Origin of the sequence: Pseudomonas sp. GD03862 (genome assembly GCF_029840855.1) — a bacterium.
Taxonomy (GTDB): Bacteria; Pseudomonadota; Gammaproteobacteria; order Pseudomonadales; family Pseudomonadaceae; genus Aquipseudomonas; species Aquipseudomonas alloputida.
The window spans coordinates 95,746-118,223 of record NZ_JAOCDI010000014.1 but is presented as its reverse complement, the minus strand read 5'-3'; the positions used below and the strand labels follow the sequence as shown (position 1 = coordinate 118,223).

At 62.5% G+C, this 22,478-nt stretch carries 21 protein-coding genes and 1 pseudogene; 14 read left to right on the top strand and 8 right to left on the bottom strand.

Going from position 1 to position 22,478, the window contains the following annotated elements:
* Positions 1 to 82 precede the first annotated feature (82 nt).
* Positions 83 to 988 carry an alpha/beta hydrolase gene (locus N5D53_RS12045; protein ID WP_020192813.1) on the top strand — a complete coding sequence of 302 codons (906 nt, stop codon included), beginning with the start codon at positions 83 to 85 and terminating at the stop codon, positions 986 to 988.
* Between the two features lie 333 nt (positions 989 to 1,321).
* Positions 1,322 to 4,546, top strand: a complete 3,225-nt coding sequence (locus N5D53_RS12040; protein WP_279840354.1) for a hypothetical protein — start codon at positions 1,322 to 1,324, stop codon at positions 4,544 to 4,546.
* Here N5D53_RS12040 and N5D53_RS12035 read toward each other — a convergent pair.
* The gene (locus N5D53_RS12035) at positions 4,477 to 5,310 is read right to left on the bottom strand and encodes an IclR family transcriptional regulator (RefSeq protein ID WP_064491627.1); all 834 of its coding nucleotides are present in this window, start codon (positions 5,308 to 5,310) and stop codon (positions 4,477 to 4,479) included. The genes N5D53_RS12040 and N5D53_RS12035 overlap by 70 nt on opposite strands.
* A 112-nt stretch (positions 5,311 to 5,422) precedes the next feature.
* Here N5D53_RS12035 and hmgA point away from each other — a divergent pair, with 112 nt between their 5' ends.
* The 3 genes from hmgA to maiA are packed head-to-tail and all read left to right on the top strand — an operon-like array spanning position 5,423 to position 8,665.
* Positions 5,423 to 6,724: a homogentisate 1,2-dioxygenase gene (hmgA, locus tag N5D53_RS12030; RefSeq protein ID WP_104962552.1), complete on the top strand. Its 1,302-nt coding sequence runs from the start codon at positions 5,423 to 5,425 to the stop codon at positions 6,722 to 6,724.
* Between the two features lie 3 nt (positions 6,725 to 6,727).
* Positions 6,728 to 8,020, top strand: a complete 1,293-nt coding sequence (fahA, locus tag N5D53_RS12025; protein ID WP_064491625.1) for a fumarylacetoacetase — start codon at positions 6,728 to 6,730, stop codon at positions 8,018 to 8,020.
* 12 nt (positions 8,021 to 8,032) lie between these two features.
* Positions 8,033 to 8,665, top strand: coding sequence for a maleylacetoacetate isomerase (gene maiA / locus N5D53_RS12020; RefSeq protein ID WP_104962551.1), 633 nt, complete (start codon positions 8,033 to 8,035; stop codon positions 8,663 to 8,665).
* On the opposite strand, the gene N5D53_RS12015 is transcribed toward maiA, so the two are convergent.
* Positions 8,659 to 9,465, bottom strand: coding sequence for a tetratricopeptide repeat protein (locus tag N5D53_RS12015; RefSeq protein ID WP_190869986.1), 807 nt, complete (start codon positions 9,463 to 9,465; stop codon positions 8,659 to 8,661). The genes maiA and N5D53_RS12015 overlap by 7 nt on opposite strands.
* Before the next feature lie 124 nt (positions 9,466 to 9,589).
* Between N5D53_RS12015 and N5D53_RS12010 the strand changes: the two genes are divergently transcribed.
* Entirely contained in the window at positions 9,590 to 10,609 is a 1,020-nt protein-coding gene (locus N5D53_RS12010; RefSeq protein ID WP_104962549.1) for a Glu/Leu/Phe/Val dehydrogenase dimerization domain-containing protein, read from the top strand.
* 58 nt (positions 10,610 to 10,667) lie between these two features.
* Here N5D53_RS12010 and N5D53_RS12005 read toward each other — a convergent pair whose 3' ends face one another.
* From N5D53_RS12005 to N5D53_RS11995, 3 genes and pseudogenes are all read right to left on the bottom strand, one after another.
* On the bottom strand, positions 10,668 to 10,931 hold the full coding sequence (locus tag N5D53_RS12005; RefSeq protein WP_003251679.1) for a YebG family protein: 264 nt from the start codon (positions 10,929 to 10,931) through the stop codon (positions 10,668 to 10,670).
* Between the two features lie 261 nt (positions 10,932 to 11,192).
* A pseudogene (locus N5D53_RS12000) lies at positions 11,193 to 11,447 on the bottom strand (DUF3077 domain-containing protein); the annotation flags it as partial.
* A gap of 154 nt (positions 11,448 to 11,601) precedes the next feature.
* On the bottom strand, positions 11,602 to 11,844 hold the full coding sequence (locus tag N5D53_RS11995; protein ID WP_088513312.1) for a hypothetical protein: 243 nt from the start codon (positions 11,842 to 11,844) through the stop codon (positions 11,602 to 11,604).
* Between the two features lie 448 nt (positions 11,845 to 12,292).
* On the opposite strand from N5D53_RS11995, the gene N5D53_RS11990 reads away from it, so the two are divergent.
* Positions 12,293 to 12,763 carry a phosphate-starvation-inducible PsiE family protein gene (locus tag N5D53_RS11990; RefSeq protein WP_003251685.1) on the top strand — a complete coding sequence of 157 codons (471 nt, stop codon included), beginning with the start codon at positions 12,293 to 12,295 and terminating at the stop codon, positions 12,761 to 12,763.
* Positions 12,764 to 12,766: 3 nt separating this feature from the next.
* Here N5D53_RS11990 and N5D53_RS11985 read toward each other — a convergent pair whose 3' ends face one another.
* Entirely contained in the window at positions 12,767 to 13,057 is a 291-nt protein-coding gene (locus N5D53_RS11985) for a DUF3509 domain-containing protein (protein WP_003251688.1), read from the bottom strand.
* A gap of 120 nt (positions 13,058 to 13,177) precedes the next feature.
* Complete coding sequence (locus tag N5D53_RS11980) at positions 13,178 to 13,525, bottom strand: HPF/RaiA family ribosome-associated protein (protein WP_014592331.1); 348 nt, start codon at positions 13,523 to 13,525, stop codon at positions 13,178 to 13,180.
* Positions 13,526 to 13,781: 256 nt separating this feature from the next.
* On the opposite strand from N5D53_RS11980, the gene N5D53_RS11975 reads away from it, so the two are divergent.
* The 6 genes from N5D53_RS11975 (at position 13,782) to N5D53_RS11950 (ending at position 20,134) form a co-directional block, all read left to right on the top strand.
* Positions 13,782 to 14,087 carry a DUF3649 domain-containing protein gene (locus N5D53_RS11975; RefSeq protein ID WP_104962548.1) on the top strand — a complete coding sequence of 102 codons (306 nt, stop codon included), beginning with the start codon at positions 13,782 to 13,784 and terminating at the stop codon, positions 14,085 to 14,087.
* Positions 14,084 to 15,661: a PepSY-associated TM helix domain-containing protein gene (locus N5D53_RS11970; RefSeq protein ID WP_104962547.1), complete on the top strand. Its 1,578-nt coding sequence runs from the start codon at positions 14,084 to 14,086 to the stop codon at positions 15,659 to 15,661. Before N5D53_RS11975 ends, N5D53_RS11970 begins: the two co-directional genes overlap by 4 nt.
* Positions 15,661 to 15,987 (top strand): DUF3325 domain-containing protein, encoded by a 327-nt coding sequence (locus N5D53_RS11965; RefSeq protein WP_190869987.1) that lies wholly within the window; start codon positions 15,661 to 15,663, stop codon positions 15,985 to 15,987. The genes N5D53_RS11970 and N5D53_RS11965 overlap by 1 nt, the downstream gene beginning before the upstream one ends.
* 5 nt (positions 15,988 to 15,992) lie before the next feature.
* Entirely contained in the window at positions 15,993 to 16,568 is a 576-nt protein-coding gene (locus N5D53_RS11960; RefSeq protein ID WP_076402252.1) for a sigma-70 family RNA polymerase sigma factor, read from the top strand.
* Positions 16,565 to 17,545, top strand: a complete 981-nt coding sequence (locus tag N5D53_RS11955) for a FecR family protein (protein ID WP_190869988.1) — start codon at positions 16,565 to 16,567, stop codon at positions 17,543 to 17,545. The genes N5D53_RS11960 and N5D53_RS11955 overlap by 4 nt, the downstream gene beginning before the upstream one ends.
* 198 nt (positions 17,546 to 17,743) lie before the next feature.
* Positions 17,744 to 20,134, top strand: coding sequence for a TonB-dependent receptor (locus tag N5D53_RS11950; protein ID WP_104962544.1), 2,391 nt, complete (start codon positions 17,744 to 17,746; stop codon positions 20,132 to 20,134).
* 29 nt (positions 20,135 to 20,163) lie between these two features.
* On the opposite strand, the gene N5D53_RS11945 is transcribed toward N5D53_RS11950, so the two are convergent.
* Positions 20,164 to 21,039: an AraC family transcriptional regulator gene (locus N5D53_RS11945; RefSeq protein WP_104962543.1), complete on the bottom strand. Its 876-nt coding sequence runs from the start codon at positions 21,037 to 21,039 to the stop codon at positions 20,164 to 20,166.
* Between the two features lie 185 nt (positions 21,040 to 21,224).
* Between N5D53_RS11945 and N5D53_RS11940 the strand changes: the two genes are divergently transcribed.
* Positions 21,225 to 22,127: a DMT family transporter gene (locus N5D53_RS11940; RefSeq protein WP_190869989.1), complete on the top strand. Its 903-nt coding sequence runs from the start codon at positions 21,225 to 21,227 to the stop codon at positions 22,125 to 22,127.
* Positions 22,128 to 22,478: the final 351 nt, after the last annotated feature.

The following is a 22,478-nucleotide window of genomic DNA, read 5'->3' as shown; positions in this document are numbered from 1 at the left end:
AGCACATGTAAGTGCCGAGGTGACATGCAATGACCGCAGCCTTGCCCTATTCCGCCAATACCACTACACCGGGACCCAACTGATGCCTATGGCCGAGATTCCATTGTGCGTCTGGCGTACCCGGGCACAGAGTTTCATGTTCCGGGGCCAGAGCATCCGCTACTGGACCGCAGGGCAAGGAGAGCCTCTGCTTCTGTTACACGGTTTCCCCACCGCCAGTTGGGACTGGCACTACCTGTGGGGCCCTCTGAGCCAACGTTTCCGGGTGATCGCTTGCGACATGCTCGGCTTTGGTGATTCGGACAAGCCTGTCGATCACACTTACAGCCTGATGGAGCAGGCAGACTTGCAGCAGGCATTGCTTGCCCATCTGCAGGTCGCGCAGCCCGTGCACCTGCTGGCCCACGACTACGGCGGCAGCGTGGCTCAGGAACTGCTGGCGCGACACCATGAGCAGCGTGCCGACATCGCCAGTTGCGTGTTTCTCAACAGCGGGCTGTTCCCCGAAAGCTGCCGCATGCTACTGATCCAGAAGCTGCTGCTCAGCCGGTTTGGCTGGCTGGTCGGGCGCTCGTTCGGGCGTGACGACCTGGTGCGTAATGTGATGCAGGTGTATGGCCCTTGCACCCATCCCAGTGAAAGCGCGCTGGATGATTTCTGGAGCCTGATCGCTGCCAACCGGGGCACGCGCATCCTGCACAAGCTGGTGGGCTACATGCCGGAGCGCAGGTTACACCGCGAACGCTGGGTCGGGGCGATGCAACGTAAAGGCGTGCCGCTGCGCTTGATCAATGGCGTGGTCGACCCGCTTTCCGGCGCGCACATGCTTGAGCGCTACCGGCAACTGGTGCCGGAGCCGGACACCGTGCAGTTACTGGGCATTGGCCATTACCCGCATACTGAAGCGCCGGTGCAGGTGCTGCGCCACTACCTGGCCTTTCGTGAGCAGCCGCTGAGCTTCTACCCGCCGAAAGTGGCGTGGTCATGACGAGGCTTCGGCGTCGGCCACCTGACAGCCAGGGTGCATGTTCCGACGCCAAAAAAAAGGCCGCTGCAAGCCGCAGCGGCCAATCGAGACGTCAGATCAAGGAGCTTCAAAATCTACGTCGGTGAACCTGGCAGGCTTGAAAGGCGGGGGGGAGAGCCCTTCAAGCCGGCCAGTGAGTCAAGAATAAGCGCTTGATCCGTCAGGAAAAATAGCTTCTGTCGACATTCACCGTTACGTATCAGGCAACAGTGCCAAGTGCTGGGTAAGCTTCCCTGCGCTATTGCCTTTATCATCCGTTCACTCTGCTGCTTCGGTAATTTTGGAGCACAGTTCATGTCTTTCGATTTCAATTTTGGCACCCCCGATCTCGGTGAGGGGTGCCCAGATGCACGCTCTGTGAAAGAACAGGTGAAGGCCATGATGGCTCACGCCCAGGAGCTGCAACAACTGATGGCTACGGTTGCGCAACTGGCCAGCCTGATCCCGGAGGCTCATCGGCAACAGTTCACCGAGCAGAAGCGTTTACCGTTGGCGGTTGTCGAGTCGCTTGTGCCGCAAAGGCAGGCGGTTCTTGACCAGTGGTGGGAGCAACAGTCCAGATTAAGTTTGAAACCACTTACCCTGGCGTCCCGTTTGATCCAGCTGATGTTTGCCGAAACGCGCCTCAAGGCCCTTACGTTCAAGGCCTGGGAAGCCGGTATCGAGGCCCTCGAACAGGACGGGGACGCAAACAAGCATGAGGTGTACCTGGTTGCCGGAGATTTGCGTTTTCGTTTGCCGGGTGTCGTCGCCAGCCGTCATGACCTCGAACAGAACCCGGACGCACCTGCGGATTTTCTGATTTACAGCCTGGCCAGCGGTTGCTGGTTCGACACTGAACGCGCGCGCGCAGCCCGTGAACTCGCCCCTGCCTTTGCTGAAGGCAGCCCGTTGCGTTGGCTGTTGTCTTCGCAAGAGCGAGCGGCGTTGTCTACGGAGGGTTTGACACTCGATTTCGTGCCGCTGCAGGTGCCACTTCACAGGTATTTCATCCGTGATCTGCAGGCTATCCAGCTTGAAGCCACCCGGCGCAGCCTGTGGGTCAAGGTCGATGACGCCCGGCGTCTGGCCCAGCTCGACAGTGCGGCTCGGCTTGAGCCTCTGGTGGCTGCGCTGCAGAAACGTGCGACGCGGCATGTGCGAGCGTACCGCACCAGCCTGCTGCCCGAATGGCGGCGGTTCATGCAGGGCGAGGAACTGCAAGCCTATCGACAGCTGGAAGATGACCTGCAGGTGAAGGAGCAGCGTTGCACCGAGCGTCTGGCGCAATGGCGCGACCTGCGCAGCTTCGCCAGGAAACAGGTCCAGCAAGCCCTTGGCCTGGATATCGACCCCGAGCAGGTACGACTGCGTGTCAGTCACGTCGATGACCCTGAGCAGGCGATGAAACACACCCTGCTCGATTGGGCGCTGAGTGGTGGCTACAGCGGGGGCCAGCTCAAGGTCGAAGTCCTGGGTGAGCGGCACCGTTCATTGTTGGGGAGTACCTCTATCCAGAGCGTGATCGAAAAACTGGATTTGCGCGTGAACTACGTCAAGCAGATCCGTACGCTCTATGACGACGCTTTGACCATGGCCGCACTGTGTGAGGTTCTCGATGCGCGGCTGGCGCTGGCCAATCAGGCCGCTCGTCATCAGGGTTTTCACCCGGCGGCGTTCGATCTGTTGCACCACGCACGCCTGGGGAAAATGCAGGCCAATGTCATCAGCGCCGGTCTGGTTTGCCTCGATGGTGCGCAAACGCCCTTGAAGGACCTGCTGTGCCTGGTGCAGGGCGATCAGTACCTGCTCTATGCCCCTGGGGCGCCGGGAGGCGATTTTCATCTTTTCGACTCACTCGAAAAAATGGCGCTCGAAATCGGTAGCTGGACCTTGTGGCCGGTAGGCAGTGAGTACCTGCTGGGGCAATGCTCGCGGGCCCAGCATGATTCGCTCAAGCGCCATTTGCGCAAGGTCGAGATGCTACCCACCGACTGGACCATGCACAGCGTGACGCTCGCGCCGATCAAGTCGCAGCAGTGGCCGGATGTGCTCAAAGCTCTGGCCAAGCGCAAGATCCTTGCCCTGATCGAGGATCAACAGGCCACCACGCCAAGCTGGTTCATCAACGCCAGTCGTGCCGAGCAGCAGGCACTGGTTGATATCGATCAACTGCTCAAGCTGGCGCAGGCCAGGTATCAGTCGCTGATGAAGATGCCGAGCTTTCGCACCTTCGCCCATCGACAGGTGACGGAAAAGATCAACTCATACCCGGGCAATCGCGGCGGCCCAATCAACCCGGATCAGGTATTGATAACGCTGGAAGAGGATGCAATTCGCACACTGACACAGACTGTCATCAAAGGTTATCCCACGTATTACAATTTCTCCGACTTTGCCCGCATCACCTCGGCTACCGGCCAGGATATCTCGCACCTGAGCCCGGCGCTGCTGGGGAGCTACATTCGTGCTGCCGACCTGGGCAACAAGTACATCGAAGAAGTGAAAGCGCAGTTACTCGACCGCTCCAGGCCGGAATATGAAAGGCTCAGGCAGTGTTATCGCACGCTCTTTGCTTTGAAGATCAGGCGTGCCGTGCTCAGCGAGAAACTTCAGGGAAGCTTGTCGGGCCGCCATGCGCAGTGGCTGGAATCGGTGATCGACACTTTTTCGGGAACCTCGATCGACGCGACGTGCAACCTTTATCCGTTGTGGATAGACGATTGCCCTGTTCAAGGTGCCTACCTGCTGAAGCATGCTCGTGACCGCGAGCTTGAGCCCTTGGTCTATCTGCCAGAAATCGAGCAAGGCCCCACGCTGCGGACCCTCAGCGAGCTGGCAAGGACTTGGCGTGAGCACGACTTGGCAGGTTATTGCCAAGACCGCGTGCCGTTATCGAACCAGGCGCGCCTGAACGTATTGATCGAAGAGCAACTGCGCGCCGGGGATGGCATTGAGGTGGTGCTGGACGCCGTTGCCCGAGGCAGGGGCGTGCGGCCGCCGATAGGCGAGACCGGGCGTATCGGGGATCCTGTCCAGGACCTGGAGAAACGTATCAGGCGGATGATCAACGAAGCCGCTGAAGACAGCGCCGACGCTGCCGAGCGTATTTCGGCCGTGGTGGTGGAGTGGGGGATCGTACTGGCCGGCATCCTCACCGTGCCGTTTCCGCCGGCAGCTATGGCCGTCGGGCTGTTCTGTGCGGCCAGGTCCTTCGTCACCGGGGCCATCGCATGGAGCGATGGCGACCGTTCCGCCGCCTTGCTGTCGTTCGCGGCGGGGGTTGCAGGAACGGTGGCTTCCACGGGGGTCTTGGTGCGGCTGTTCGGTGCCGCACAGAAATACATCACCGTGCTTTCCCGGGCAGAGGTGTCTCAGCCCACGGCATTCTCGCGTGTGATCGGGCGGCTATGCGATGACTACGGCGATTTGGTGAGTGAGGTGGCGCCCGCCCTTTATGACGGCTTCTCTCAGGAACTGCTCTGGCTCGTCGAGGAGGAAACGCTAGACGTCGAAGCGCAGTGTGGGTTGCCCGCGTAACCCATGCGCCAGCTCACGGTTCGTGCGGCCGTGAGCAGGCGCTGCGCCGCCGGCCCATGTTCATCGGCATGGAAGATCGACGTCGGCCCGACCACGGTCATCACCGCGGCGATCTGCCCCATGGCGTTGAATACCGGCGCCGACAGCGCATCCACCCCCGGCATCAGCAGGCCATGCACATGGTGCAGGCCCTTTTCGCGGATGCCGGCCAGCAGTGTGTGGTAGTCACTGGCGGTTTGTTGCAATGCGGCCAGTTCCCTGTCGCGCAGTTCCTGGGTTTCTCGCTCGGGCAGGTAGGCGGCGAATACCAGGCCAGTGGACGAACTGAGCAACGGCAGCACCGAACCGATCTGGGTCACCACGGTGACCGCGCGCACGGCAGGTTCGATGCTTACTACCGTGGCCCCCTGGTTGCCCCACACGGCGATGAAGCAGCTTTCGTTGAGCTCATCTCGCAACTGCGACAACGGCATTGCCGCCACCTTCAGCACATCGATGCTGCCCAGCGCCGCCAGCCCCACCCGCAATGCCTCGCGCCCCAGCCCGTAATGGTTGGTGGCCGTATCCTGTTCGGCAAAACCACTGGCAATCAGCGCCTGCAGGTAGCGATGCACTTTGCTCGCAGGCATCTGCACGTGCTCGGCCAGGCGTGATAGTGACGTCGAGGGCGAGAGTTCAGCGAGGGCCTTGAGGATGTCGGTGCCGACTTCCGCCGAGCGGACCTTCTGCTTGCCGGTGTCGGTGGAGGCGTTGGCTTTGGCCATGGGAGGGGAGGTTCCGGGTTTATCGTGTCGCCTTTATAGCTTGACGCCTTGAACGGAGCAAATTACGTTATTCGTAATCTGATTACGATAAAAACAAAACCCGGAGGCATCGATGAACCGCGACACGTCGCCCGACCTTCACTACCTGAGCGGCTTCGGCAACGAATTCGCCAGCGAAGCATTGCCCGGGGCGCTGCCTGTCGGGCAGAACTCCCCGCAGAAGGCCCCGTATGGCCTGTATGCCGAGCTGCTGTCGGGCACGGCGTTCACCATGACCCGCAGCGAGCTGCGCCGTACCTGGCTGTACCGCATTCGCCCTTCTGCCTTGCACCCACGCTTCGAGCGCCTGGCGCGCCAGCCGCTCGGCGGGCCACTGGGTGGCATCAACCCCAACCGCCTGCGCTGGAGCCCGCAGCCGATTCCTGCTGAACCGACCGATTTCATCGAAGGTTGGCTGCCCATGGCTGCCAACGCCGCAGCGGAAAAACCGGCTGGCGTGAGCATCTATATCTACCGCGCCAACCGGTCCATGGAACGGGTGTTCTTCAACGCAGACGGTGAGCTGCTACTGGTGCCGGAACAGGGCCGCCTGCGTATCGCCACCGAGCTGGGCGTGATGGAGGTCGAACCGTTGGAAATTGCGGTGATCCCACGTGGCATGAAGTTCCGCGTCGAACTGCTTGACGGCCAGGCCCGTGGCTACATCGCGGAAAACCACGGTGCGCCGCTGCGTCTGCCGGACCTGGGCCCGATCGGCAGCAACGGCCTGGCCAACCCCCGCGACTTCCTCACGCCTGTGGCCCACTACGAAGAAGCGGAAGGCCCGGTGCAGCTGGTACAGAAGTTCCTGGGTGAACACTGGGCCTGCGAGCTGCAGCACTCGCCACTGGACGTTGTGGCCTGGCATGGCAGCAACGTGCCGTACAAGTATGACCTGCGCCGCTTCAACACCATCGGCACGGTCAGCTTCGACCACCCGGACCCCTCGATCTTCACCGTGCTCACCTCGCCAACCAGCGTGCATGGTATGGCCAACATGGACTTCGTGATTTTCCCGCCACGCTGGATGGTGGCCGAGAACACCTTCCGTCCGCCATGGTTCCACCGCAACCTGATGAACGAGTTCATGGGGCTGATCAATGGCGCCTACGACGCCAAGGCCGAGGGCTTCCTGCCGGGTGGTGCCTCGTTGCACGGGGTGATGAGTGCCCATGGCCCCGACGCCGAAACCTGTGAAAAGGCCATTGCCGCTGACCTGGCGCCACACAAGATCGACAACACCATGGCCTTCATGTTCGAGACCAGCCAAGTGTTGCGCCCGAGCCTGCAAGCCCTTGAATGCTCGCAATTGCAGGCCGACTACGATAGTTGCTGGGCGACTTTGCCGAGCACCTTCAACCCGAACCGGAGATAACCCATGAACCACTCTGCCAATGCCCGTAGCTGGGTCGAGCACGCCAACGGGCACAGCGACTTCCCCCTGCAGAACCTGCCATTGGGCATCTTCAGCCGGCCGGGTGAAGCCAGGCGCTGTGGCGTGGCCATCGGCGACGCGATCCTCGACCTGGAGGCGGTGCTGGCCGCCGGCCTGTTCGACGGGGCGGCCAAGGCCGCCGTTGAAGCCACCCGCGGCGGGGCTCTGAACGCATTCTTCGCTTTGGGCCGCAACGCCCGCGTAGCCCTGCGCGAGCGTTTGCAGGTGCTGCTGGGCGAGCACAGCGAACACCAGGCAGCCCTGAAGCCGGCGCTGCTCCCGGCCAGCGACTGCCAGCTGCACGTGCCAGCGCAGATCGGTGACTACACCGATTTCTACGTTGGTATCGAGCATGCGAAGAACGTGGGCAAACTGTTCCGCCCCGACAACCCACTGCTGCCCAACTACAAGTACGTACCGATCGGTTATCACGGCCGCGCCTCCACCATCCGCCCGTCCGGCACCGACGTGCGCCGGCCCAAGGGTCAGACCCTGCCGGCCGGGCACACCGAGCCGAGCTTCGGCCCTTGCGCTCGTCTGGACTACGAACTGGAACTGGGTATCTGGATTGGCCAGGGCAATGACATGGGCCAGGCAATTCCGGTAGGCGACGCTGCCGAGCACGTAGCCGGCCTGTGCCTGCTCAACGATTGGTCGGCGCGCGATATCCAGGCTTGGGAATACCAGCCACTGGGGCCGTTCCTGTCCAAGAGCTTCATCACCACCATTTCGCCCTGGGTAGTCACCGCCGAAGCGTTGGAGCCGTTCCGCTGCGCCCAGCCGGAGCGCCCGGAGGGCGACCCGCAGCCACTGTCGTACCTGCTGGACAAGCGCGACCAGGCCAGCGGTGCATTCGATATCGAACTCGAAGTGCTGCTGCTGACCGAGCGCATGCGTGAGCAGGGCATTGCCCCGCACCGCCTGACCCTGAGCAACACCCGCAGCATGTACTGGACCGTGGCGCAGCTGGTGGCGCACCACAGTGTCAACGGCTGCCAGCTGCAGCCAGGTGACCTGTTCGGTTCGGGCACGCTGTCGGGCGCCACGCCGGGATCGTTCGGTAGCCTGCTGGAGATCACCGAAGGCGGCAAACTGCCGGTCGAGCTGGCCAGCGGCGAGGTGCGCAAATTCCTCGAAGACGGCGACGAAATCATCCTGCGTGCCCGCTGCACACGTGACGGCGTGGCCAGCATCGGTTTCGGTGAGTGCCGCGGCACGGTCATCGCAGCCAACTGAGGAGGCAGGGGTATGGAGCTGTACACCTATTACCGTTCCACCTCGTCCTACCGGGTGCGCATTGCCCTGGCACTGAAGGGGCTGGCTTACCAGTCCCTGCCGGTCAACCTGCTGCAGGGTGAGCAGCGTGACGAGGGCTATGTAGCCGTCAACCCGCAGGGCCGCGTACCGGCCTTGCGCACCGACGGTGGTGAGGTGCTGGTGCAGTCGCCGGCGATCATCGAGTACCTGGAAGAGGTTTATCCACAGCCTGCGTTGCTGCCGGCCACAGCCGAGGCACGGGCCAAGGTACGTGGGGTGGCGGCCATCATTGGTTGCGACATTCATCCGCTGCACAACGTCAGTGTGCTCAACCGGCTGCGCCAGGCCGGTCAGGATGAGGGGCAGGTCAACCAGTGGATCGGCCACTGGATCAGCCAAGGGCTCGCGGCAGTGGAGCAACTGATTGGCGATCACGGTTTCTGCTTTGGCGACACGCCTGGGCTGGCGGATGTGTACCTGATCCCGCAGTTGTACGCGGCCGAACGCTTCAACATCGACCTCGACAGCTTCCCGCGCATCCTGCGGGTTGCCGCACTGGCGGCCGCGCACCCGGCGTTCGCCAAGGCCCATCCCGCCCAGCAGCCGGACAGCCCGGCTCAGTGAAGTGAACGGTTCGCCGCCGGAAGCTTGCCGATTCGCTCGGACAGCTTCAGGCGCTGGACCGGGTCTTCCGTCAGCAGCAATGCATGCTCCAGGTCGAAGCGCTCGGCCTGTGGGCAATCCAGATGATGGTAGAGCGAGGCGCGAGTCATGTAGTCGCTCACCTGCACCGGGCCCAACTGCATGATCCGCTCTGCATCGATCAATGCCGCCAGGTGGTTGTCGTTACTGATGTGCAGTTGGCGCAGGTTGCGTGACAGGCGTTGCAGCATCTGCAGCGGGCTGGCGCTGCGCAGGTGCTCGGCTGTCAGCGCCAGGTGCGGGCCGAACTGGCGCGCCAGCAATTCGCGGCAGTCGCTGGGATACAGGCGCCGGCCGCCACAGGGATCGAGCAGGTGGTCGGCACCCGGCACGCGCAGCAGGAAATGGCCAGGGAAGCCCACACCCTCCAGCGGTATGGACAGGCGCCTGGCCAGTTCCAAAGCGAGGATGGCCAGGGTCAGTGGTTGGCCGCGGCGGCGCTGCAGTACCTTGTCCATCATCGCCGCATGGGGGCGCAAGGGGTGATATTCATCCTGCTGAAAACCCAGCGCATTGAGCTGGCGCAGCAGTGGCTGGGCCAGTTCGCATAGTGGAAGCATCGGCAGGTTGGCGCTTATCTCGTGCTGCAGGTCGTGCAGCGCAGCAAGGCTGGCCGCGGGCTCGACACCAGGGTCGTGCTCGGCAGCAATCCACAATGCGGCTTCCAGCAGGTCGACAGGCTCGCGTTCCAGGCAGGCCAGGCAGGCTTGACGTGGCTTCATGGGGCATCTCCACACACGTTTGAGTATTAGCTGTGGCGCGTGGTTTCGTCCAGTGGTCCGGCGGCGGCGTCAACGCCGAGGCCGTGCCTATACTGGAAGGAGCACCTCGTAGGGGAGCCGGTCGATGTTCGCGCTGATGCAAAGCACCCGTACCCAGTCACTGCACCTGTTCAATGACCCGCCTACGGGCCTGAAAGCCGTTGTGGCAATCCACAGTGAGCATTTGGGCCCGGCCATGGGGGGGTGCCGCTACCTGCCTTATGCCGATGACGAAAGCGCCATGACCGACGCGATTCGCCTGGCCCAGGGCATGAGCTACAAGGCAGCACTGGCCGGCTTACCGATGGGGGGTGGCAAAGCGGTGATCATGCGCAACCCGCATGTGGAAAACCGCGCCGCGCTGTTCGAGGCCTTTGGCCGCTTCATCGATACTTTCCATGGCCGCTTCATTATCGCCGTGGACAGTGGCACCTCGACCTTGGACATGGACTGCATTGCCCACAGCACGCCCTACGTGACCAGCACCACTGCGTCGGGCGACCCATCGCCACATGCGGCGATGGGGGTGTTCGCGGGCATACGTGCCACAACCTCGTTCCGGCTGGGCAGCGATGACCTGAGAGGCTTGCGGATAGCGGTGCAGGGGTTGGGCAATGTCGGTTATGCACTGGCGGAGCAATTGCATGCGGTGGGCGCGGAGCTGCTGGTCAGCGACCTGGACCCGGGGCGGGTGCGGCTGGCGATGGAGCAGTTCGATGCCAAACCGGTGACCAACGATGCGTTGATCAGTACCCCTTGCGATATCTTTGCACCCTGCGGCGTGGGCCCGGTACTGAACGGGCAGAGCGTGATGCAACTGCGTTGTGCGGCAGTGGCGGGGGCGGCCAACAACCAGCTGACTACCTTGCAGGTGGCAGACCAACTGGAGTCGCGCGGCATATTGTATGCACCTGACTACGTGATCAATGCCGGTGGGCTGATCTATGTGGCTCTCACCCACCGTGGCGAAGACCAGCGCACGATTACTGCGCACCTGGCGCGGATCCCTTCACGGCTGACCGAAGTGTTTGGCCATGCGCAGGCGGAGAAGCGTTCGCCGGCAAGGGTGGCGCAGATGTTGGCGGAGCGGTTGTTGTATGGCTGAAGGTTGATGATGGCGTGGTGGGCCACTTCGCGGGTAAACACGCACCCCTCCAGCGATATCATTCGGCAGCAGTACCCTCAAGCAATTCGGCCAGCGCATCCGGCTGGCTTTTGAACGCCCGGGCGAACACATCGCGGTTCTTCGCCATGTAGATACCGGCTTCCTCGACCTGCTGCTCGGTCAGCGACGGCACCGCCTTGTGCAGCACTTCGGCCAGGCGCTCGGCCAGTTCGAGCATCTTGTCGTGACGGTCTGCTTCGGCCTTATCCATGAACAAGCGCTCCGGGTCGCGGCTGCTGCGGTACACCACTTCGACGGCCATTCATCACCTCTATGCCTTTTTGCTGGTTGCTTTGCGATTTACTGTATCTATATACAGTAATGGCAATGCGGGTTGGTTCGCAAGCAGAAATTGTATCGTGGCATAGACCGAGCGCTGCGGGTGCGCCTTTGCCAGGAACAATTGGCCCGAAATAGACGTAGGAGCGGGCTTGCCCGCGAATGCGGTGGCGGCTGCGACGGTGAATGACCGGGAGATATTGGCCGGCAGGTCTGGCCTATTCGCGGGTAAACCCGCTCCTACAATGCCCAAATCGGCATCATCCATCAGCGCCTTGGCCATGGCACTCAGATAATGGGCGGCCCAGATCATCATGGGCTTCTCCTCCATCAGGCCAGTAATGGTCAATTCACGCACATAGCCCATCAATTCCGACGACTGCTCGCGGGCGTCCCTGCAGGGGATGCCGGGCTCGATGCGGAACAGTGGATGGGTGCTGTTTTCGCCTTGATAGAAAGTGGTCTTGCCGACGGTGAATTGGGTGTCTTCTGTTGTCATTGTTCAATTCCCTGAAGTTTCTCGAGTGCCTGGCCGACCCTTTCGCGGGCATGCCCGCTCCCACAGGTACAGTGCAAGTCTTGAAGACTGTGGTGATCCTGTGGGAGCGGGCGAGCCCGCGAAGAGGCCGGCCCTCCCGGCACATTAACCAGCCTTAGTGCGAAGTCCTGGGCTCAGCGGGCATCTGCACCTGAACCAGTGCCGACTCAAGCAGAGCCCGCAGCGCCTCCAGCTCATGCATCGAGGTCATCATCAGGATCGAAACCGGTGACTTGGGCTGAAGCAGCAACGCCTGATGCACCACGGTGGCTGCGCACAACGCGTAGTCGGTGGCCTGGATCAGGGTGTCTTCGAGGGAATGGGGGTTATGGGGTGGATCGGGAACTACTTTCAGCATGGTGAAGGCCTGTTCAAAGTTGGGGCCACCACCTCCTGCTGTCAAACAATGAGGCGGCAGCTGTACATGGGTTGACAGACCGGTGAACAGAACCAAAAGCCGGCGCACACGAGGTGCCCCATGACAGCTGCCATAAAGGCAAAGCCATGTGGTTAGTTCAGGGCGGCCTGTCAAAGCCGGTCGCTGACTGGCAGCGACGACCCCAGACTAGTGCGCATGCCCGAACGCCACAATGGCAGGGAGTATCTTTGGGAAATACCCTACAAGGAAGGGGTTAAATCTGATTTTTCCCCAAGCACGGCGTGCTTTTTTGCAATGCGCTATGCCTCAAGGTGCCTTGCGGCAATCGGTCGCCTTCCAAGACAGGGGCTTGGCCCTTTAACTGCATGGCACAAGCGTCACATCAGCGACGCATCATCCTTAAAGACGTATCGGGGAATGGAACATCGTGAACATCAAATGGGCAGAAAAACTGCGCAAGGGCCTGCACGGCTCGGCCGACTCGCTGGGCAACCTGTGCGTCGAGGCGTTCCATTACCTGGCGCTGTTCGGCATTGGCGCCATCACCGCCTACGCGGCAGTGGTGACGTTCCTGGACATGCTGGGCAAGGGCGGGATCAGTGTCGATGACATCCTGCTGTTGTTCATCTACCTGGAGCTGGGGGCGATGGTGGGGATCTACTTCAAGACCAACCACATGCCGATCCGCTTCCTGCTGTACGTGGCAATCACCGCGCTCACTCGCCTGCTGATCGGCGATGTTTCGCATCACAAGGCACCGGATGAAGGGCTGCTGTACCTGTGCGGCGGCATCCTGCTGCTGGCGTTCTCGATCCTGGTGGTGCGCTACGCTTCGTACCGCTACCCCTCGACCAAGGTGCTGGACGCCAACGGCAAGGCAGTGGAGGAGGGCAAGTAGCCCTCAGTTGGCAATGAAATGGCGCGGCTCGTGGCGGGCGTCACGGGTCAGCGCGGCCAACACTTGCAGGGGGTTCTGGCTGAGTTCGATCGCAAGACCCAGGCGGATGCTGTCGATCACCCGTTGCAGGCGCACCGGGTCGTTGCGTTGGGCCGGGGTGATGAGGCGTTTGGCGACCACGCCGGCGTCGTCGGACAGGGTCAGCATGATGCTGCCGTCGAGGTTCGCAATGCTCAGGTTCACCCGGTATTCGGGGGCGAATGCAGCACTGATTCGTTCGAATGGGTTGTTCATGGTCTTGCTTCTGCGGTGAGTGATGCAGAGGTTGACCGGGACGTTCGCACGTTGGTTCAGCGCCATTTATCGGCACAAACGAAAACGCCCGGCTCAAGGCCGGGCGTTTTGCATTGCCGATCAGGCGTCCGGGTCACTCAGTTCCAAGGCGCCGCGCTTGCTGCGCAGCTTGCCGTAAAAGTGCTCCAGCGCGTGATTGAGCTTGGTGGCGGCACCGTCGACTGCCTGGTCCAGCGAACTGGCGGTGTGGGTCACGGAAATCGGTTGGTGGCCTTTCGGGCGAGCCTCCATCTGGCAGCGTTTGTCATGCGGTCCGGGCTTGACGCCGTTCTCGTCGCGCAGGTGAACCTCGATGCGGGTGAGGTCTTCTTCGTAACGTTCCAGCGAGTTCTGCAGTGTGCTGCGGACCCACTGGTCGAGCCGGGCGTTACCGTCGAAATCGTTGCTGCTGTTGACCTGGATTTGCATGATTCAATCCTTATTCAGCTTGCTCGCATGGAGACGCGCCTAGGCCCTTGAGACCCTTGGAATTTCTGCGCCTCTTGACTCTAAGGTCAGGCAACTGCGGAATGAATTCAAGCCCTTTTTGAAAATAAATTTCTTGTTGCAGATTGGCTGACTGCGGCATGCCGCTCCGTCGGCCAATCGGCTGGCGGGTTCTGGGCTTTGCTTATGAGAATTGAAATCATTATTATTGCAGCCTTTAAAACGCCCGGACCCCGCCATGACGCGCAAAACCGCTGGCCTTCCCCTCAGCTATCGCCTGGCCGTGACATCCCGTAGCCTGGCCGCGCTGCTGGGCGGCTACTTGCTGGCGTCGATGGCCAGTGTCTGTATTGCCTTGGTGGCGCCGTTGCCAAAGGTCGATGCCACGCTCACCGGTCTGTTGCTGTCGTTCGTCTTCTACCTGCTGGCGTTCATCTGGTGTTTTGCCTGCCGCAGCGCCTGGCGTGCCTGGTTGGGCGTATTGGCGCCAAGCCTGCTGCTGGGCGTGATCAGCGGCGTTGCCTACTGGATGAAAAACCCATGAAAGAAGGCTTCCGCCAGGCCATGGCCTGGCTGCACACCTGGACCGGCCTGATCTTCGGCTGGCTGTTGTTCGCCATCTTCCTTACCGGCACGCTGTCGTACTTCAAGGAAGAAATCACTCATTGGTCGCAACCTGAAGTGCGCAGCCATGCCCTAGACCCGATCAATAGCCTGGCGGTCGCTCAACGTTACCTGCAGGACAATGCAGGGCATTCGAGTACCTGGTTCATTCGCATGCCGAACGAACGGGAGGCCGCCTTGAGTGTGGGCTACCGCGACCCCAGTGGCGGCCCGCGTGGCTTCGTCAGGAAAACCCTCGATACCCAGACCGGCCAGCCGGTGGAAGCACGTGACAGCCGCGGTGGTGAGTTCTTCTACCGCTTTCACTTCCAGCTTCAGATGCCTTACCCGGTTGGCCGTTGGCTCTCGACGTTCTGCGCTTTCATCATGCTGCTGGGGTTGGTCACCGGCATCATTACCCACAAGAAGATCTTCAAAGAGTTCTTCACCTTCCGCCCTGGCAAGGGGCAGCGTTCCTGGTTGGACGGGCACAACGCCATCGGCGTGCTGGTGCTGCCGTTTCACCTGATGATCAGCTACAGCAGCCTGGTGCTGTTCATGTACATGGTGATGCCGGCGGGCATCATGGCCAGCTACGGCAATGACACCGACAAGTACTTCAACGACCTGTTTGGCCGCAACGATGCGCCCAAGGCGGCCCAGGTGGCCACACCGCTGGTAGCGCTGCCGAACCTGTACGCCAAGGTGCAGGAGCTGCAGCCGGGGGCGCGTGTCGGCAACATCCAGGTGCAGAACCCGGGCGACAGCAATGCCCGCGTCACCTTCACCCAATCGGCAGCCGACCACGTGGCTTATCGGCGTAGCGCCAACTGGACATTCGATGGGGCCAGTGGTGCGCTGTTGAGCCAGGGCAAGCCAGAGAGCGGGGTAATGATGACCGCCTTCAGTTTCGCTGGCCTGCACATGGGTAACTTTGCCGGGCCTTGGCTGCGCTGGCTGTACTTCTTCTTTGGCGTGGCCGGTACTGCGGTGATTGGTACCGGGTTGGTGATGTGGTTGGGCAAGCGCCAGCTCAAGCACGCCAAGAGCGGAGCTGTGCCAAGTGAGCTGCGCCTGGTCGAAGTGCTCAATATGGCCAGCATGAGCGGCTTGTTGCTGGCGGTGGCGAGCTTCTTCTGGGCCAACCGCCTGGTGCCCATGGCTGTCGAAGGCCGGGCCGACTGGGAGGTGAATGCTTTCTTCATCGCCTGGGGCCTGTCGCTGGTGCACGCCGTGCTGCGTAGCGGGCGCAAGGCCTGGGGCGAGCAACTGGCGCTGGGGGCGCTGGCCTTCGCGCTGCTGCCGTTGCTCAATGGCCTGACGACTGACCGGGGCTTGAACCATTCGGTGCTGGAGGGCGACTGGGCCATGGCCGGCTTCGATCTGACAGCCCTGGGGACCGGCCTGTTTCTGGCCTGGCTGGCTCGCAAGATGCTGGCCAGCCCCACGCCCGTAGCCAAGCGCGCGGCGCGTGCGACAAAAAAGCCGAGCATTGAAACGGTGGGGGCGAGCTGATGCTGGGTAACGCACTGATCGCCTTTGCAGGCTTCGTTGCCCTGTGCCTGGCGATGGTAAAGCACTTCAGCGACTTGCTCGGGCGCAAGCCGCGCCCGCGCCACTTGCACCTGTTGCGTGTCGCAGGTTGGCTGCTGCTGATACTGTCGCTGGTGCTCAGCGTGCACCAGCGTGGCTGGGCCATCGGCCTGGTGGAGTGGACCGCGGTGATGATGGCCGGGGTAACACTGTGGGTGTTCGGCCTGCCGTACCAGCCTCGTCTGCTGCTGGGCCTGGCCGCCGTCAGCGTGGTGCTGGGCCCGATACTCGCCGTATTTGCCGTGTGACCCCCGTGAGCGAGCCAGGGGATATCATCGAGCCTCACGCTGACAGCGCAGGCGCACGTGCACGTTTCGTCCAGGTGTTCCAGGCCCAGCGTGCGCGTATGGAGGCGTTGGTAAACCGTCGGGTCGGCTGCCGCGCCACCGCTTCGGACCTGGTCCAGGAGTTGTTCCTGCGTTTCTGGCGTCGCCCCGAGGTCAAGGTCGAGGCGCTGGACACTTACCTGCTGCGTTGCGCGGGCAACCTGGCCATAGACCACCTGCGCAGCGAAAGTAGCCGCGAACGCGTGGCCGAAGCCGCTGTGCCGGTGAGCGAGGCGAGCCTGGCCCAGGCCCCTGAGCAGGCCGTGGAGGTTGACCACGACTTGCAGCGTATCGAGGCCACCTTGCGTGCCTTGCCCGAGCGCACCCGGCAGATCTTCCTGCTCAACCGCATTCACGGCTGCAAGTACAGCGAAATCGCCAAAGCCATGCAGCTGTCACAGAGCGCCGTGGAAAAGCATATGATGCGCGCCCTCGAAGCGTGCAAGGCGAGTGTTGCCGAGCCCGCGTCCACCCCACGCCGGCCAGGGAGCGCCCGTCGATGAGCCGTTTACCGCCGATCACCGAAGCGCAGTTTCAGGCTGCCCTGCAATGGTTCAACCGGATCAACGAGCAACCCGGGCAAGCCGAAGGCGCGGCATTCAAGCGCTGGTTGCTGGCCGACCCCGCACACCGCGCAGCCTACGACCAGGCCCAGGTGCTTTGGCAGAAAAGCGCCGCCCCGGCAGCGCGGCTGGCGGACGAAGAACAGGACGCCCTGCAGCGCTACCTCGATACCATGGCCAGACCACCGGCGCGTGGCGGCTGGCGGCGGGTGGCAGGGCTGGCGATGGCAGCCTGCCTGGTGCTGGCCGTGGGCGTCGCGGGTGGTTGGCACCCAGGGTACTGGTTGCAGGACCTGCAGGCGGACTACCGCAGTGCCGGGCAGATTCGCCAGGTGACCTTGGCCGACCAGTCGCAGGTGACGCTTGATGCAGGTAGCGCCATTGCGGTCGATTTCGCCCAGGGTGAGCGCCGTGTGCGGTTGCTGCATGGCGCGGCGTTCTTCGAAGTTACCCATACCGGTGAGCCGTTCCTGGTGGAAGCTGCCGGCGGCGAAGTGCGGGTGCTCGGCACCCAGTTCGAGGTGCGTGAGCAAGGCGAGGGTGCCCAGGTGACGGTGCGCAGTGGGCGTGTGGGCGTCAGCCCCGCACAGGGCATGTTGGCGCGACAACTGACTGCCAACCAGCAGCTGACCTACCGCGCAGGCAGGGTAGGCGACACCCTGGCGGTGGACAGTGACAACCGCCTGGCCTGGCGCCAGGGGTGGCTGAACTATTACCAGGTGCCGCTGGCGCAGGTGATTGAAGACCTTGGGCGTTATTACCCGGGGCGTATCCTGTTGCTCGATGGTGACCTGGGGCAGCGCAAGGTCAGCGGCAGCTTCCCGGTGGCCGAGCCGCTGCTGGCGCTGGATTCGCTGGGCAAGGTGATGGGTTTTTCAAGGCAGACCGTGTTGGGGCGTTTGACCCTGGTTCGGTAGTTGCCCGTGCCGGCCTCTTCGCGGGTAAACCCGCACCTACACCGTTGCGCGCCCCCTGTAGGAGCGGGTTCACCCGCGAAGAGGCCGGCACAGCAAAAAATATTTCCAGGCACAGGTGAGGTAACAGCACGTGGCATCCGTGTAATGAGTGAAAGTGCGATTGATTCGCAATAATCACCCCCTCACAGGTCTGCGTCCATGAAGTTCTCCCCGCGTTGCGTCCCTCTCTGGTTCGGCCTTGCTGCGCTCCCGGCCTTCGCTGTCGCCCCCCTGGCAAGCGCGGCCGAGCAGCTGCAGGCCTATGCCTTCGCCCAGCCGGCCCAACCCTTGGCCCAGGCCCTGAACGCCTTCAGCCGCACCACTGGCCAGAGCGTGGTCTACACCCTTGAGCTGCAAGGCGTGCAAGCGCCAGCGCTGAATGGTCGGTTCAGCGCTGAGCAGGCGCTGCAACAACTGCTGGGCAACGCTGGGCTGGCCTGGCGCCGCGTCGACGCACGTACTCTGACCCTCGAACCTGCAGACACCTCCGGTGCCCTCAACCTGCAGGCCACCACCGTGACCTCGCAACTGGACGACTACAGCTACCAGCCCCCGGCCAGCGCTTCGATCATGCGCGGGCAGGGCCCGAGCCAGGACATCCCCCAGGCAATCAACGTGGTACCGGCCCAGGTCATCCGCGACCAGGCCCCGCGCAACCTTGATGACGCCCTGGCCAACGTCAGCGGCATTACCCAGGGCAACAACTTCGGCGGCACGTCCGACACGGTGATGAAACGTGGCTTCGGCGACAACCGAGACGGTTCGATCATGCGCGATGGCATGCCCGTGGTGCAGGGCCGCAACCTCAACGCCAGCACCGAGCGGGTCGAAGTGCTCAAGGGCCCTGCCTCGCTGCTGTACGGTATCCAGGACCCGGGTGGGGTCATCAACGTGGTCAGCAAGCGTCCGCAGTTGCAGCAGTACAACGCCCTGACCGTGCGCGGCTCGACCTATGGCAGCGGCAAGAACGGCAGCGGTGGCGGGCTCGACAGCACGGGCGCACTGGGTGACAGCAACTTCGCCTACCGCCTGATCGTCGACCACGAAGACGAGGACTACTGGCGCAACTACGGCGTGCACCGCGAATCGCTGGTGGCGCCGTCGCTGGCCTGGCTGGGCGAAGACACCCAGGTGGTGCTGGCCTACGAGCACCGTGAGTTTCTCTATCCCTTTGACCGTGGCACCGCGTTCGGCAACAACGGCCACCCGCTGAATATCCCTGCCACGCGCCGCCTGGACGAGCCGTTCAACGACATGGAAGGGCGCTCCGACCTGTATCGCCTGGAAGTCGACCATCAGTTGGCCGATGACTGGAAGCTGCACTTCGGCTACAGCTTCAATCGTGAGACCTACGATGCCAGCCAGGTTCGCGTGACCGGCGTCAACGAAACCCAAGGCACGCTGACACGCAGCATCGACGGCACCCACAACGCCATGAGCCGTGACCAGTTCGTGACCCTGAGCCTCAATGGCAATGTCGAGCTGGCGGGGATGCAGCATGACCTGCTGTTCGGCATCGACCATGAAGACCGCAAGATCTTTCGCGGTGACCTGATTCGCCAGACACCACAGTCCACGTTCAGTTATCTGGACCCGGTCTACGGACAGGAAGTGGAGGGCACCAACGTACGAGCCAGCGACAGCGACCAGACCGACAAGCTGCGCACCGATGCGCTGTTCGTGCAGGACGCGCTGCACCTCGATGAGCACTGGATCCTTGTTGCAGGTGCGCGTTTCCAGCAGTACGACCAGTACGCTGGCCGCGGTCGCCCGTTCAAGGCCAATACCGACATCAGTGGCCAGGCCTGGGTACCCCACGCCGGTATCGTTTACAAAGTCGACGACCAGCTCTCGTTCTATGGCAGCTACAGCGAGTCGTTCAAGCCCAACTCGACCATCGCGCCGCTGACCGGCAATGTCGTGCTCGATTCCTCGGTGGCACCTGAGGAGGGCAAGTCGTGGGAGCTGGGCGCCAAGCTCGACATGCCAGGCCGCATCACAGGCACCCTGGCATTGTTCGATATCACCAAGCGCAATGTACTGGTCTCGAACTTTGACGCCGTCACAAGCGAGACGGTCTACAGCAATGCGGGTGAGGTCAGTTCACGCGGTGTGGAACTCGACGTGACCGGCCAGCTCAGCGAGCGCTGGAGCCTGATCGGCAGCTATGCACTGACCGATGCCAAGGTCACCAAGGACCCTGATCTTGAGGGCAATCGCCTGCAGAACGTGGCCCGGCACAGCGGCTCGCTGTCGGCGGTGTATGACTTTGGCAGCCTGTTCGGGGGGGACCGGCTGCGCTTCGGTGCCGGCGCCCGTTATGTGGGCGAGCGTTCGGGTAACGCGACCAACACCTTTGACCTGCCGAGCTATACCGTTGCCGATGCGTTTGCCACTTATGAAACCAAACTCGACGAACACAACGTGCGCCTGCAACTGAACGTGAAGAACCTGTTCGACAAGGTGTATTACAGCTCGGCGGTGAACCAGTACTTTGTGGCAATTGGCGATGCGCGGCAGGTCAGTTTGTCGAGCACCTTCGAGTTCTAGGTAAATGGGGCCGCAGAGCGGGCGCTTTTTCAGGTGAAAAAGGCCTTGCGGTATTCGCCAGGTGTGGCCCCCAGGGCTTGGCGAAACCGGTTGCTGAAATGGCTGGCACTGGCAAACCCGCACAACAAGGCAATCTCCCCCAGCGGTAACACGCCCAGCCGCAACAGCTGGCATGCCCGGTGCAGCCGCCGGGCCAGCAGATACTGGTGCGGCGGGAGCCCGAAACTGGCGCTGAACATGCGCGCAAAGTGGTATGCGGACAGATTGCAGCGCAGCGCTAGCTCGTCCAGGGTGATGGGCTGGTCCAGGTGTGCCTCGATGTAGTCGACCAGCTGCCGGCGCAGGTTTGGCGCCAGCCCGCCTTTCAGGCGCAGGCCTTGGCGCAACCCGACCTGGCTGAGCAGCGCATGGTCCACGATCTCGTGCGCCAGGCTGCTGGCCAGCAGGCGCTCGCCGGGCTCGTCCCAGTCCAGCTGGATCAATTGACGGAAGCGGCCAGCCTGCTGCGGGTCGTCCAGAAAGGTCGCTTCCTGCAGTTGCAGCTCGCGCGGTTCCCGGTCGAGCAGGCGCACACAGCCCAGGGCAAACTGCGCCTCGCTGACATACAGGTGTGCCAGGCGGATCGCGCCATTGACGACCCAGTTCGATTCCTGCCCGGCCGGCATCACGCACAGCTTGTCGGGCGCACCTTTGTCGGCCGGGCGCTGGCGGCGGAAGGTGCCGGTGCCGTCGGCGATGTAGCACGACAGGGTGTGATGGCTAGGCGCCTGGTAGTCGCGCACATCGTCACGGTTGCTCCACAAGGCCGCCGCCAGTCCGTCGCCCAGGTGCGCGCTCAGCTCCAGCCTGGCGTTGGGCGAGGCATGCATGGCGTTGAACACTTGCAACTGGGTGAGTGGCGTCATTGGCGGGTCCTCTTGCCTGCCATCCTACTGCGCCCAGGATCGAGTGACATCCACCGGCGCAAGAAAAGCGCAAGTTCGTGCAAGCAGCCAGAGGCCGATCGAAAGAACACTGGTGATCCCTGTAGGAGCGGGTTTACCCGCGAAGCGCCGGGCACCGATTTCCAAAGGCCCAAGGAACCGCCACCATGAACCTGTCACTCTACCTGCTCACCGTCCTGATCTGGGGCACCACCTGGATCGCCCTGAAACTCCAGCTAGGCGTGGTCGCGATCCCGGTTTCGATCGTCTACCGCTTCGCCCTGGCCGGCCTGATCCTGTTTGCTTTCCTGTTGATTACCCGCCGGCTGCAACCCATGAACCGCCGTGGCCACCAGATCTGCCTGGCCCAGGGCCTGTGCCTGTTCTGCGTCAACTTTATCTGCTTCCTCAGCGCCAGCCAGTGGATCGCCAGCGGCCTGATCGCGGTGGTGTTCTCAACCGCCACACTGTGGAACGCGCTTAACGCCCGCATTTTCTTTGGCCAGAAAATCGCCAGCAATGTGCTTGGCGGTGGAGCCCTGGGCCTGCTCGGCCTGGGCCTGCTGTTCTGGCCGGAGCTGTCGCATCACGCAGCCAGCCGCGAAACGCTGTACGGCCTTGGCTTGGCCCTGTTGGGCACGCTGTGCTTCTCGGCCGGCAACATGCTGTCGAGCATGCAGCAGAAGGCCGGGCTCAAGCCGATGACGACCAATGCCTGGGGCATGGTCTATGGGGCGATGATGCTGGCGGTGTTCTGTGTGGTCAGTGGCGTGCCGTTCAGCATGGAGTGGAATGCGCGCTATATCGGATCGTTGCTGTACCTGGTGGTGCCGGGGTCGGTGATTGCCTTCACTGCCTACCTGACCTTGGTCGGGCGCATGGGCCCGGAGCGGGCAGCTTACTGCACGGTGTTGTTCCCGTTGGTGGCGTTGAATGTGTCGGCGGTGGCCGAGGGTTATCAGTGGACGGCGCCGGCCTTGCTCGGCTTGGTGGCGGTAATGGCGGGGAATGTGCTGGTGTTTCGCAAGCCCCGGGCCAGGGGGGCTGAGGGTGTTGTGGTCGCCAAATAGGTGATGGGTTGCCTGGGCCGGCCCTTTCGCGGGTAAACCCGCTCCTACAGGGCAGTGCACACCCGTTGTAGGAGCGGGTTTACCCGCGAAGAGGCCAGCACAGGCACTCCAAATCGTAGGGGCGGGTTTCCCCGCGAAGAGGCCAGCACAGGCACCCCAAATCGTAGGAGCGGGTTTACCCGCGAAGGGGCCCGCACAGGCACTCCAAATCGTAGGAGCGGGTTTACCCGCGAAGAGGCCAGCACAGGCATTCCAAATCGTAGGGGCGGGTTTCCCCGCGAAGAGGCCACCACAGGCACTCCAAATCGTAGGGGCGGGTTTCCCCGCGAAGAGGCCACCCCAGCACTCCAA

Coding starts and splice junctions, on each gene's coding strand:
- N5D53_RS12040 (WP_279840354.1), top strand. CDS start 1,322: ATGTCTTTCGATTTCAATTTTGGCACCCCCGATCTCGGTGAGGGGTGC.
- fahA (WP_064491625.1), top strand. CDS start 6,728: ATGAACCACTCTGCCAATGCCCGTAGCTGGGTCGAGCACGCCAACGGG.
- N5D53_RS12010 (WP_104962549.1), top strand. CDS start 9,590: ATGTTCGCGCTGATGCAAAGCACCCGTACCCAGTCACTGCACCTGTTC.
- N5D53_RS11995 (WP_088513312.1), bottom strand. CDS start 11,844: ATGCTGAAAGTAGTTCCCGATCCACCCCATAACCCCCATTCCCTCGAA.
- N5D53_RS12045 (WP_020192813.1), top strand. CDS start 83: ATGCCTATGGCCGAGATTCCATTGTGCGTCTGGCGTACCCGGGCACAG.
- N5D53_RS12035 (WP_064491627.1), bottom strand. CDS start 5,310: ATGGCCAAAGCCAACGCCTCCACCGACACCGGCAAGCAGAAGGTCCGC.
- N5D53_RS11980 (WP_014592331.1), bottom strand. CDS start 13,525: ATGCAAATCCAGGTCAACAGCAGCAACGATTTCGACGGTAACGCCCGG.
- N5D53_RS11975 (WP_104962548.1), top strand. CDS start 13,782: ATGACGCGCAAAACCGCTGGCCTTCCCCTCAGCTATCGCCTGGCCGTG.
- N5D53_RS11940 (WP_190869989.1), top strand. CDS start 21,225: ATGAACCTGTCACTCTACCTGCTCACCGTCCTGATCTGGGGCACCACC.
- N5D53_RS11965 (WP_190869987.1), top strand. CDS start 15,661: ATGCTGGGTAACGCACTGATCGCCTTTGCAGGCTTCGTTGCCCTGTGC.
- N5D53_RS11985 (WP_003251688.1), bottom strand. CDS start 13,057: ATGAACAACCCATTCGAACGAATCAGTGCTGCATTCGCCCCCGAATAC.
- hmgA (WP_104962552.1), top strand. CDS start 5,423: ATGAACCGCGACACGTCGCCCGACCTTCACTACCTGAGCGGCTTCGGC.
- N5D53_RS12015 (WP_190869986.1), bottom strand. CDS start 9,465: ATGAAGCCACGTCAAGCCTGCCTGGCCTGCCTGGAACGCGAGCCTGTC.
- N5D53_RS11945 (WP_104962543.1), bottom strand. CDS start 21,039: ATGACGCCACTCACCCAGTTGCAAGTGTTCAACGCCATGCATGCCTCG.
- N5D53_RS11950 (WP_104962544.1), top strand. CDS start 17,744: ATGAAGTTCTCCCCGCGTTGCGTCCCTCTCTGGTTCGGCCTTGCTGCG.
- maiA (WP_104962551.1), top strand. CDS start 8,033: ATGGAGCTGTACACCTATTACCGTTCCACCTCGTCCTACCGGGTGCGC.
- N5D53_RS11970 (WP_104962547.1), top strand. CDS start 14,084: ATGAAAGAAGGCTTCCGCCAGGCCATGGCCTGGCTGCACACCTGGACC.
- N5D53_RS11955 (WP_190869988.1), top strand. CDS start 16,565: ATGAGCCGTTTACCGCCGATCACCGAAGCGCAGTTTCAGGCTGCCCTG.
- N5D53_RS12005 (WP_003251679.1), bottom strand. CDS start 10,931: ATGGCCGTCGAAGTGGTGTACCGCAGCAGCCGCGACCCGGAGCGCTTG.